Genomic DNA, 11129 nt, shown 5'->3' on the forward strand with positions numbered 1-11129 from the left:
GTATGAACGCCAAGACCGACACGGAGACGGGGACGGAGCCGGAGCCGGATCCCGTCCCCGGCGCCCCCGGGCGCCGCTTCGAGCCCGACCTGCGGGCGATGACCCGGATCACCCTCCGCCCCATCGCCTCGCCCATGCCCCTGGGCTTCTTCACGGTGGCCATCGCCTCCGTGATGACCGCCTGCCTCCAGCTCGGGGTCTTCGAGGCCGGGGACCGCACGGCCGTCGCCCTGTGCGTGCTCCCCGCCTTCGCCCTGCAACTCCTCGTGAGCGTGCTGGCCTTCGGCGCCCGGGACGTCATCGCGGCGACCCTCATGGGCACCTTCGCCGGCAGCTGGCTGGCGTACGCGCTGGTGATCGGCACCGACGCGGCCGGCGGGCACCGGGTGCTCGGCGTGTTCAACCTGGCGTTCCTGTGCTTCGGGGCGCTGATGGTGGCCGTGACCCGGCCCAAGCGGGCCCTGTGGGCCGTGCTCGTGGTCTCCCTGCCGCGCTGGGCGGCCACGGGCGTGGCGGGCCTCACCGGAGCCGAATGGCTCACGTACACGGCCGGTGCCCTCGGACTCCTGGTCGCGCTCGTGGCGACGTACGCCGCCTTCGCCCTGATGCTGGAGGACATGCGCAGCGAGGAGGTCCTGCCCATCGGGCGCAGCGGCCCGGCCCACACGGCCGTCGAGGGCGACCTCGCGGTGCAGCTGCGGAACCTGGAACGCCAGGCGGGCGTGCGGAGGACCCTGTGAACGACCCCCTGAGCACGGATCACCGAGGAGGAACGGGGGAACCACGGGTGGTGGACCGTCCCGACCGGTCCCGGTACGAGGTCCTCGCCGGCGCGGACGGCGACGAGACCGGCGGCTTCGCGGACTACGTCCTCGCGCCGGGCGAGATCTCCTTCGTGCACACCGAGACCGACCCGCGCTTCGCGGGGCAGGGGCTGGGCGGCCGGCTGGCCGGGGGCGCCCTGGACGACGCCCGCGCGCGGGGCCTGCGCGTCCTGCCGTACTGCCCGTTCATCCGGGGCTGGATCGGCAGGCACCCCGAGTACGCGGACCTGGTGCCCGAGGAGCGCCGGGCGGAGTTCGGCCTCTGAGCCGCGCCCGTCCGTCACCGTCCGGCCGTCACCGGACGCTCCGAGCGGCGCCGTCGGTGAGGTGGCGCTGGGCCACGACGAGGAGCACGGCCGCCGGGAGGGACGCGAGCACGGCGGTGGCCATGGTCGCGTCCCACCGGGTGCTGTGGGCGCCGAGGTAGTCGTAGACGCCCAGGGTGACCGGCCGGACGGCGTCGGAGGTGGTCAGGGTCAGGGCGAACAGGGTGTCGCCCCAGGCGAAGAGGAAGGCGAAGACACCGGAGGTGATCAGCGCGTTCCGGCTGAGCGGCAGCACCACGGAACGGAACAGGCGCACCGCCCCCGCGCCGTCGAGGAGCGCCGCCTCGACGACCTCCCGGGGGATCGCCCGCATGGCGGACCTCAGCACGAGGATCGCGAACGGGACGCCGGCGGTGGAGTCGGCGAGCACCAGGCCGAGGTGGGAGTCGAGGAGCCCGGTGTCGGCGTAGGTGCCGTGCAGCGCGTTCGCCACGGTGACGCCGGGCACCGCCTGGAGCAGCAGCACGCCGAAGAGGAACGGGCCGGCGCCCCGGATCGGGTGCTGCGCGAGGGCGTGGGCCGCCGGAGCGGCAAGCGCCAGGCTGAGGAGCGCCGTGCCGAGGGACACGACCAGACTGGTGACGAGGTGCCCGCCCTGCTCGTGCAGCGCCGCCGCGTATCCGGCGGTGGTGGGGTCCGCCGGGAACCACGCGTCCCGCCGCGGGTCTTCCGCGGGTCGCAGGGAGGTGCTCACCATCCAGTGGACCGGTGACAGCGTCAACGCGAGCAGGACGATCGCGACGAGGGTGCTCGCCCGGCCCCGCCGCCGTCGTGGCCGTACGGGAGACAACGGTTCTCCTCCGTCTCAGGGGGTCCGGACGCGCCGGTCGGCGCGCAGATGGAGCAGGGCGAGGACGAGGGAGACCAGGACGAGCACGTTCCCCGTGGCGGCGGCGCGCCCGAAGTCGAACTCCTGGAAGGACTGCTCGTACGCCAGGGCGGCCAGGGTCCGCGTGGCGCCGGCGGGCCCGCCGCCGGTCAGGACGAGGACCACGTCCGGCGACCGGAGCGTGTAGACGGCGCCGAGGACGAGGACGACGCCCGCGGTGGGCCGCAGCAGGGGCCAGGTGACGTACCGGAAGAGGCGCACGGGTCCCGCGCCGTCCAGGAGCGCCGCCTCGTGGACCTGGCGCGGTATCCCCTGCAGACCGCCGTACAGGAGGGCCGTGGCGAAGGGGACGCCCACCCAGGTGTTGACGAGGACCGCGGACAGGAGGGCCTCGTCGGTGCCGGTGAGCCAGGGGACGCCGGTGCGGACGAGGTGCAGGGCGCGCAGCACCCCGTTCACCGCGCCGCCGTCGGTCTCCAGCATCCACCGCCACACCGTCCCGGTCACCACCAGCGGCATCAGCCACGGCAGCAGCATCAGCGCGCGGACCGGCCGGGCGAGCGGGAAGCGGCGGTGGAAGAACAGGGCGAGGCCCAGGCCGAGGACGAACTGCGCGGCCAGGGAACCGGCGGTGTACAGGGCCGTGGTGGAGAGGGCCCGCCGGAACTCCTCCGACCGCAGCAGGAGGAGGTGGTTCTCCGCACCCGTGAACGGCGCTCCGCCGGTGAGGAAGGAGTCGGCCGTGAAGCTCCGCAGGCTCGTCGTCACGTTGTCGACGAGGGGCCGGCCCAGGAACAGCAGCAGGTACGCGGCGGCCGGCGCGAGGAACGCGGCACGGACCGCCGCGTCCCGCCACCGCGCCCGGGGCTCAGGAGCCCGTCGCCGTGCGCTGCGCACGGCGCAGTGCCTCCTCGGGCGTCCGCTGTCCCGACACCGCCGCCTGCACGGCGGTGTGGATCGCGGCGGCCGTCCTCGGCCAGGCGGGGCCGAGCGCGCGGGTGCGGGCCCGGGCGCCCTCGACGCTCCGGACGAAGGCGGCCATCGACGGGACCCGCGCGGCGTACCGGTCGGCCACGTCGGGGCGCGACGGGACCGTGTGGTGCCAGTCGGCCAGGGCCAGCATGCTCGCGGGCTCGTTCAGACAGGCGAGGACCTCGGCCGCCTTCCGGCGGCGGGCCTCGGAGTCGTTGCGCGGTACGGTCCACACCTCGCCGCCCAGGGGCGTGACCAGGGCGTCGCCGGCCCGGGGCACGGGCAGCGGGACGACCCCCCAGTCCAGGTCCTGCGCCGCGTCGAGCGCGGGGATCCGCCAGGGGCCGTTGACCATCATGGCCGCCCGGCCGCCGAGGAACTGCTCGTGGACGTCCGCCTGGTTCCAGGTGAGCACGGACCGGGACACGGACCCGTCGCGCACGAGACCGGTCCACAGGCCGAGGGCCTCGACGGCCCGCGGTCCGTCGAGGCGGCGCTCGTCGCCGCCGTTGGACCACAGGAAGGGCAGGAACTGGAAGGTGGCCTCGAAGGACGCGTCGGCGTCGACCGCCAGGCCGTACCGGCCGGGGCGGGTGGTCGCCCGGGCCGCCTTCCGCAGCTCGTCCCAGGTGCGGGGGACCGGCACGCCGGCCTCGGCGAGCGCCCGCTTGTCGTAGAAGAGCGCCAGGGTGTTGACGGTGGGGGCCAGGCCGTACACCTCGCCCCGGTACGTGCCGGCCGACAGGATGCCCGCGCCGAAGCCGTCGGTGCGGACGCCGTACGCGCGCAGCGGGGCGAGCGCGCCGGACCGGGCGAACTGCTGGAGGTCGGGGTTGTCGAGCATCAGCAGGTCGGGCAGGGTCCCGGCGGAGGCCTGCCGCAGGGCCGTGGGGACGAGCGAGGGCGCGGGGACGCTGCGGTGCTCGACGGTCACCCTGGCCTTCTCGCCGCAGCGGGTGAGCAGTTCGCTCCAGTGGGCGTGCTCGGTGGTGTCCGTGTAGTAGTCGAGCGCGGTGAGGGACGTCACCCGTTCCGTACGGCCGTCGGCCGGGGCGCCGGGGCCGGAGCCGGTGCCGCACGCGGTGGCGGCCAGGACCAGGGCGACGGCCGCCGCGAGGGCGGCGAGGGGTCGTCTCGTCGGTCCTGCTGGTGCTTTCACGGTGGTGCCCTTCCTGCGGGTGCGCTGCTCCTGCGGATGCCGCTGTGCTCGAAAACGTGTCCGATCAGCGTAGACGGCCCGCCGGAGCCTCCCGCTCCGCGTCGCCCCTGGCCAGGACCACATGGGTCAGCTGCACGCGCGACGTGACGGACAGCTTGCGGAAGACGGCCGTGAGGTGGGTGTTGACGGTGTGCGGGGAGACGACGAGGGCGTCGGCGGCCGACCGGTTGGTGTGCCCCGCGGCGATCAGCCGGGCCACCTTCCGCTCCGAGGCGGTGAGCGCCTCCCAGCCCTGGACGGGCCGTGCGCGTACGGGGGAGGGGCGCCCCGCACCGGCACCGGCGCCTCGTGTGCCGCCCGCCCCGGCGCCGTCCAGGAGGAGCCGTACGTCGGCCGCGGCCGCGAACGCGCCCGAGGCGGCGAAGGCCTCCCGGGCGGCCGACAGGGCCGCCGAGGCCTCCGCCGTCCGCCCGGCCGCCAGCAGCGCCCGCCCGAGTCCGGCCCGGGCGGACGCCAGGACCAGGGGGCGGGGGCCGGCCGCGAGCAGGGACACGGACCGGTCGAGGAGGGCGAGGTCACCGGCGGCGAGACCGGCGGCCAGCGCCGCCACGCCCGCCGCCGTCGGCACCCCCGGATTGCGCGCGGCGTGCGCGGCGGCCTGCCCGGCCAGGTCGTCCGCCAGCCCGCGGTCCCCGGCCCGCAGGGCGATGCCGACCGCGGTGCCGACCCGGGTGCGCAGCAGCCGCCAGCGCATGAACGGGCCGATCCGCCCGAGCCGGTGGAGCGCCTCCACGGCGTCCCGGACGTCCCCGTCGTGGGCGGCGACGACGGATTCGAGGAAGCACACCGCGGCCCGGTTCCCGGGGTTCGGCTTCACCGCCATGCGCTCCCGCGCCGCCGTCAGATGCCTTCCGGCGCTTGCGCGGTCGCCGCGCAGCAGCGCGATACCGGCCCGTACCACCCGGGAGTTCACCTGCTGGACCGGCGCCCGCAGGTCGTCCTCCAGGCGCTCCATCGTCACGAAGTGCGCCTCCGCGTCGTCGAGCCGCCCGAGGCCCAGGTGCTGCTGGGCCTGCGCCCACAGGAGCATGGCCTGACGGTGCGAGTCCCCGTCCTCGGCGGCCCGCTCCAGGAGTTCCCCGGCCCGGTCGAACCGGTCCATGTGCTGGTGGGCGACGACCTCCTCGGGCCGGAAGGCCCGGTCGACGGCGCTGAGCGCGGTGAAGCGCTCCGACGCGGCGGTCCCGTCGCCCGCGTTGAGCGCGATCTCGCCGAGCGCGGACAGCGCCTGGACGTGGGCCGAGCGGTCCCCCGCCGCGACCGCCGCCGCCAGCGCCTCCTCGCCCGCGGACCGGGCCGCGTCCAGGTCCCGGCCCCGCGACAGGGCGAGCGCGCGCAGCGCCGACAGCCGGGCGCTCACCGCGGACGGCGTCCCGCCGACGGCCAGGGCGGCCTCGGTCCGGCGGCACAGCTCCTCGGCCAGGTCCAGGTTCCACAACGCCCCGCCGAGGGCGGCCTGCAGGCGTCCGAACACCGCCAGCGGCGGCTGCTCGGCGAGGAGCCGGTCACCGGTCGCCAGGGCCTCCCGGTTCCGCCCCGCCCGGGTGAGGCAGACGACGGCCTGCTCGCCCACGTCGAACCGCGCCGCGTCCGACGGCCGTACGAGCTCCAGGGCCCGCGCCGTGAGGTCGGCCGCGAGCCCCGGCGTCACCGACAGGACGTCGTCGGCCGCCCGGCGCAGGAGGACGACGGCCTCCTCGTCGCCGGGCTGCGCGCCGCGCAGGACGTGCGACACCGCGTCGATCGGCCGGTGCCCGGAGGCGACGAGCCGGTGGGCGGCGGCCCGGTGCAGCGCGTTGCGCGCCGACGGCGGGACGTCGGCGTACACCGCCTGCCGCAGCAGGTCGTGCCGGAAGGTCAGCAGCGCGCCGTCGTCGTCGAGCAGCCCGGACCGCACGGCCTCGTCGAGCACCGCGATCAGCGCGGCCGGGGGGAGGGCGCAGAGCGCGGCCGCGTCGTCGAAGGCGAAGCGGCGCCCCAGCACGGCGCCCACCCGCAGGAAGCGCAGGGTGTCCGGGGCCAGGGAGCCGAGCCTGCCGCGCACCCCGGCCACGAGCCCGGGCGGCACGGGGGCGACCCGGACCCGGACGGCGTCCTGGCCGACGGCCCGCTCGTCGGTTTCGCCGCCGCTCTCCGCAGCCCGCTCGACGGTGCGGCTCCCGCGTCCGGTGGCCCGATCACCGGTTTCGCCGCCGCGCCCCGCGATCCGCTCGACGGTCCGGCCCCTGCGTCCGGTGGCCCGGCCGCCGGTTTCGCCACCGTCTCCGGCGGCAGGGCCGACGACTTCGCCCCCGCTCCCCACGGCCCGGCCGACGGCTTCGTCCCCGCTCCCCACGGCCCGGCCGACGGCTTCGGCATCGCCTTCCGTGGTACTGCCCTCCGCGGCACCGCCCTCCGCGGTCCGCTCGACGGCCTCGTCACCGCTCCCCGCCGTTCCCAGCCCGCGCAGCAGCTCCACCGCGAGGAAGGGGTTCCCCGCGGCGTCGTCGAGGAGGCCCCGGGTCCGCTCGTCGACGCCGGGGCCGAGCGTGTCCCCGGCGAGCTGGCCGATGGCCGCGGTGGACAGCGGCCCCAGGAGCAGCGACGTCACCGGCAGCCGGTCCCGCGCGGTGGCGAGGACCTCCTCGCCCGCGCCCGCGGGCCCCGCCCGCCCGGTCAGCAGCCACAGGACCGGAGACGTCCGCAGCCGGCCGGGCAACTGCCGCAGGGCGAACCGGCTCAACGGGTCGGCCCACTGCACGTCGTCGAGGGCGATCAGTACGGGAGCCTCGCCCGCCCTCGTCTCGATCGCCCCGGCGAGCCGCTCCACGAGCCGGATCCGCTGGTCGTGGTGGCGGGCGAGGTCGGCGAAGGCGTCGCCGGACAGCAGCGGCCGGTCGCCGTCCCGGAGACAGCCCGCCAGGGAGGACAGCGGCACGAGGTGGTGCAGTTCGTCGGCCCTGCCGACACCGGTGGAGTACCCGGCCTCCTCGGCCAGGGCGACCGTCTCCACGAGCAGCGTGCTCTTCCCGATGCCCGCCTCGCCGCGCAGGAAGGCGAGGTGACCGCTGCCGCCGCGGGCGACGGAGGCGACGAGGGCGCGCAGCTCCGCGAGCTCGCCCTCCCGGCCGCGCAGACCGCGCCGGGACAGCGGTCCGCCCGACCCCGCCACCTCGCCCCTCCCCCTGGTACGCACACGGACCGCCCGAGGCCGCCGTCACCGGCGCCAGAGCGCTCCCAGGGGGTCACTATCGCAAGAACCGCAGCTCAACGCACATCCGGGCACTTCCGACAGGGGATCGCCGGCCGGTCAGGCGGCCGGACGGCGCGGCTCCCGCGCCTCCTCCGGCCGAAGGGCCCGGGTCGTTCGCGCCGGTGCGGCGGAGTCCCGCCAGTCGGCCGGGGACATGCCGTACGCCGTGCGGAACACCCGGCCGAAGTGCGAGGCGCTGCTGAAGCCCCAGCGGTGGGCGACGCCGGCGACGGTGATGCCGGCCGCGTCCCGGCGGGCCAGCATCCGCCGGCACTCCTCGAGGCGGCGCCGCTGGATCCAGCGGCCGACGGTGGCGCCCTCGCCCTCACCCTCGAAGAGCTTGTGCAGGTAGCGCACGGAGATGTGGTGGGCGCGGGCCACGGTCGCCGGAGTCATGTCGGGATCGGCCAGATGGGCGTCGATGTGGGCGCGTATCCGCGTCATCAGCACCCGGGCGCCGCTGGGCGAGTCCTGCGCGTCCACGCCCCGCCGCTCGTCGGCGAGGACGGTCAGGAGGTCCACCACATTGCGGGCGACCAGTTCGCCGGCGGGCTCCGGACAGACCTCGGCGGTGTCCACGAGCCGCGCCAGGAAGGGCGCGAGGAGACCGCCGACCGGCGTCTCGGACCCGAGCGGCGAGGCGGTGATCCGGGACAGGTCCGACTCGTCGAGGCCGAGCACGGCCCGCGGCAGCACCAGGGACTTCGTCTCGAAGGGCTCGGGGAGGGTGAGCCGGATCGGGCGCGCCATGTCGTACACGAAGAGCTGCCCGGGGCGCACCGCGCTGTCCCGGGCGTCCTGCTCGACCCGCGCGCCGCCCCGGTGCAGCAGCTTCACGACCACGAAGTCCTCGTTGTCGCTGCCCGCGATGAGGCTCCGCGTGCGGCGCGCCGTCTGGGGCTCGCTCTCCACCGTGACGGCCTGCGCGCGCCCCAGTGGTGCCACCCGGATCGTGCCGGAGTGGATCTCGGCCGGCACGGTCATGTCCACGGAGCCGAACGTCGTCGCCAACGCCTCCCGCCAGTACGCCCGGCGCCGCGCGGGCGGCACCCCGTCCGTGGTGAAGCGGGTACGGCCGAGGGGCCCGGGCTCGGGTACCGGCGCGACAAGCGCCGGTACCCGTATCGGCATCGGTATCGGTCTCGACACCGGCATAGGTGTCGGCGTGCGCGACGACATGTGTTCTTTCCTCCGGGGCTGTGCTGGGGCACCAGCCTTCCGGTCGACCGCGCCGGGCACATCACGTGAATCCGCTAGATCGCCTCCGGCGTGTGCCTCCTACCCTGAGCCCGTGACACAGGACAACAGGCCCCTGGCCGTCTTCGACCTCGACAACACCCTCGCCGCGACCGCGCACCGCCAGCACTTCCTGGAGCGGAGGCCCAAGGACTGGAGCGCGTTCTTCGCGGCGGCGCCCGACGACCCGCCGCTGGAGGAGGGCGTCGCGCTGTGCCGCGAGGCGGCCGGGGAGTGCGAGGTCGTCTACCTCACCGGGCGGCCGGAGCGGTGCCGCCGGGCGACCGCGGACTGGCTGGCGGAGCAGGGGCTTCCCGCGGGCCCGGTCCACATGCGGCGCGACCGCGACTTCCGGCCGGCCCGGGTGACCAAGGTGGAGGTCCTGCGCCGGCTCGCCGCCGACCGCCCGGTCAGGATGCTGGTCGACGACGACCCGCAGGTCTGCGACGCGGCGGAGGCGGCCGGCTTCACCGTCGTACGGGCCCGCTGGGCCGCCCCCTCGGAGGCGTTGAGGGAGGCGCAGGAGGAAGAGGGCCGGACCTGACCCCGCCGCGCGGAGCCGGGCCCGGGGACCGGCCTCCGGGGCCGACCTACGGGACCGGCCTCCGGGACCGGGCCCCGAAAGCCGGTCCCGGTCGTCAGGCCTCGTCGTCCTCCAGCCGGAAGCCGACCTTCAGGCCGACCTGGTAGTGCTCGATCGTGCCGTCGACGAGGTGGCCGCGCACCTGCGTCACCTCGAACCAGTCGAGGCCCCTCAGGGTCTGCGAGGCACGTTCGATGCCGTTGCGGATGGCCTGGTCGACTCCCTCGGTGGAGGTGCCGACGATCTCGGTGACGCGGTAGGTGTGGTTCGACATGGGGGACGGACTCCTCTCGGTGCGTTCCCTCCACCGTGCCCCAGGCCGCGCCGGGGCGCGACACGACGACCTCCCCACGGCCCACCGGGAATTACCGGCGGTAAGGGTACAGACCGTCCCTCCGGGGGGCGGAACGGGATGGTCAAGGACTTGACCATCCCGTTGGTCCAGACCAGAATCCAGGCCACATACCCGCGCGAACGCCCCGTTCGGTCCCCCCATGCCGGGTCAGCTCCCCTACGCACGACCCCGTGCTGAACCGCAGAAGGTGACCCACGTGAAGAACCGACGTCTCGTCTGTCCCCTGGCAGCCGCCACCGCGCTCGCCCTCTCGGGCTGCGGGATGCTGCCGGGCGACGAGGGCACGAAGACCGTCAACATCTGGCTGATGCGGGACAGCGCCAGCGAGGACTTCGTCGAACGCTTCAAGGAGGCGTACGAGGAGGAGCACGACGGGGTCGAACTCCAGTTCACCATCCAGGAGTGGACCGGCATCGGCAAGAAGGTCACCGAGGCGATCGAGGGCCCCGGCGGACCCGACGTCATCGAGGTCGGCAACACCCAGGTCGCCCAGTACGCCGACACCGAGAAGGTGTTCGACCTCACCCTGGAGTCGGTCCGCGACCTCGGCAGCGAGGACTGGCTGCCCGGTCTCGCCGAGCCCGGCAACATCTCCGGCGCCCAGTACGGCATCCCCTGGTACGCCGCCAACCGGATCGTCATCTACAACAAGGACCTGTTCCGGGACGCCGGGATCGACAAGCCGCCGGCCACCCGCGACCAGTGGCTCGCCGACACCGAGAAGCTCAACAAGAACGGCTCCCAGGGCATCTACCTCGCCGGTCAGGACTGGTACACCCTCGCCGGCTTCATCTGGGACGAGGGCGGCGAACTGGCCGTCGACAAGGGCGGCGAGTGGACGGGCGCCCTCGACAGCCCGGCGGCCCGGCGCGGCATGGCCTTCTACAAGGAGCTCCAGTCCCTCGGCTCCGGCCCCAAGAACGCCGACGAGCAGAACCCGCCGCAGGCCGACGTCTTCGCCAAGGGCGACGTGGCCCAGCTCATCGCCGCGCCCAGCGCCGTCGCCGCCGTCCTCAAGGCCAACCCCGGACTCGGGGACAAGCTCGGCTACTTCCCGATACCCGGCAAGAAGGCCGACCAGCCCTGCGCCGTCTTCACCGGCGGCTCCGACCTCATCATCCCGGAGAACGCCCCCCAGCGCGGCGCCGCCCTGGAGGTCGTCAAGACGATGGCCGGCGAGAAGTGGCAGACCGAACTCGCCCGCGCCATGGGCTACGTGCCCAACAAGAAGGGCCTCGCCTCCGTCGTCGCCGGCCAGGAGGCCACCGCCGTCATGGCCCGGGGCGCCGCGCGCGGCCGGGCCACCCCGAACTCCCCGCAGTGGGCGAACGTCGAGGCGGACAACCCCATCAAGCCCTACATGACGGCCGTCCTCCAGGGCGAGGACCCGCTGAAGGCGGCCCGCAAGGCCTCGGAGGCGATCACCGAGACCCTCGCCGAATAGCATTCAGCGTTCGCACACCCGCGAGCCCCCGGACGGTCACGTCGAATCCAGCCGGTCACGGAAGAAGTAAGGAGCCGGGCCGCCGCGCGAGCGGCCCCGGCCCCGCCCC

10 protein-coding genes are annotated in these 11129 nt (G+C 75.2%); 4 read left to right on the plus strand and 6 right to left on the minus strand.

Features of this window, described 5'->3' with window-relative positions; all coding sequences use genetic code 11:
- The first annotated feature begins 2 nt into the window (after nt 1–2).
- Nucleotides 3–740 (plus strand): GPR1/FUN34/YaaH family transporter, encoded by a 738-nt coding sequence (locus ACIP5O_RS21750; protein WP_401295663.1) that lies wholly within the window; start codon nt 3–5, stop codon nt 738–740.
- A 47-nt stretch (nt 741–787) separates the two neighbouring features.
- Nucleotides 788–1090 carry a GNAT family N-acetyltransferase gene (locus ACIP5O_RS21755; RefSeq protein ID WP_356546670.1) on the plus strand — a complete coding sequence of 101 codons (303 nt, stop codon included), beginning with the start codon at nt 788–790 and terminating at the stop codon, nt 1088–1090.
- Nucleotides 1091–1118: 28 nt separating this feature from the next.
- Here the strand turns inward: ACIP5O_RS21755 and ACIP5O_RS21760 are convergent, their stop codons facing one another.
- The 5 genes from ACIP5O_RS21760 to ACIP5O_RS21780 all read right to left on the minus strand — a co-directional run bounded on the left by ACIP5O_RS21760 (nt 1119) and on the right by ACIP5O_RS21780 (nt 8527).
- On the minus strand, nt 1119–1940 hold the full coding sequence (locus tag ACIP5O_RS21760) for a carbohydrate ABC transporter permease (RefSeq protein WP_401295665.1): 822 nt from the start codon (nt 1938–1940) through the stop codon (nt 1119–1121).
- 15 nt (nt 1941–1955) lie between these two features.
- Entirely contained in the window at nt 1956–2876 is a 921-nt protein-coding gene (locus ACIP5O_RS21765) for a carbohydrate ABC transporter permease (protein WP_401295667.1), read from the minus strand.
- Nucleotides 2848–4110 carry an extracellular solute-binding protein gene (locus ACIP5O_RS21770; protein WP_401295669.1) on the minus strand — a complete coding sequence of 421 codons (1263 nt, stop codon included), beginning with the start codon at nt 4108–4110 and terminating at the stop codon, nt 2848–2850. Before ACIP5O_RS21770 ends, ACIP5O_RS21765 begins: the two co-directional genes overlap by 29 nt.
- Before the next feature lie 64 nt (nt 4111–4174).
- Nucleotides 4175–7321 carry an AAA family ATPase gene (locus ACIP5O_RS21775; RefSeq protein ID WP_401295671.1) on the minus strand — a complete coding sequence of 1049 codons (3147 nt, stop codon included), beginning with the start codon at nt 7319–7321 and terminating at the stop codon, nt 4175–4177.
- 138 nt (nt 7322–7459) lie between these two features.
- A complete protein-coding gene (locus ACIP5O_RS21780; protein WP_401295784.1) occupies nt 7460–8527 on the minus strand; it encodes a helix-turn-helix domain-containing protein in 1068 nt (355 codons plus the stop codon).
- Nucleotides 8528–8693: 166 nt separating this feature from the next.
- Here ACIP5O_RS21780 and ACIP5O_RS21785 point away from each other — a divergent pair, with 166 nt between their 5' ends.
- The gene (locus ACIP5O_RS21785) at nt 8694–9182 is read left to right on the plus strand and encodes a hypothetical protein (protein WP_356546658.1); all 489 of its coding nucleotides are present in this window, start codon (nt 8694–8696) and stop codon (nt 9180–9182) included.
- Between the two features lie 94 nt (nt 9183–9276).
- On the opposite strand, the gene ACIP5O_RS21790 is transcribed toward ACIP5O_RS21785, so the two are convergent.
- Nucleotides 9277–9495 (minus strand): dodecin, encoded by a 219-nt coding sequence (locus ACIP5O_RS21790; protein ID WP_356546656.1) that lies wholly within the window; start codon nt 9493–9495, stop codon nt 9277–9279.
- Between the two features lie 277 nt (nt 9496–9772).
- On the opposite strand from ACIP5O_RS21790, the gene ACIP5O_RS21795 reads away from it, so the two are divergent.
- A complete protein-coding gene (locus ACIP5O_RS21795) occupies nt 9773–11020 on the plus strand; it encodes an extracellular solute-binding protein (protein WP_401295674.1) in 1248 nt (415 codons plus the stop codon).
- Nucleotides 11021–11129 lie beyond the last annotated feature (109 nt).

Origin of the sequence: Streptomyces sp. NPDC088915 (genome assembly GCF_044749825.1) — a bacterium.
Classification (GTDB): Bacteria; Actinomycetota; Actinomycetes; order Streptomycetales; family Streptomycetaceae; genus Streptomyces.

What these genes read in the sequence shown, in the direction of transcription:
- ACIP5O_RS21750 (WP_401295663.1), top strand. Translation starts at nt 3, where the DNA reads ATGAACGCCAAGACCGACACGGAGACGGGGACGGAGCCGGAGCCGGAT.
- ACIP5O_RS21790 (WP_356546656.1), bottom strand. Translation starts at nt 9,495, where the DNA reads ATGTCGAACCACACCTACCGCGTCACCGAGATCGTCGGCACCTCCACC.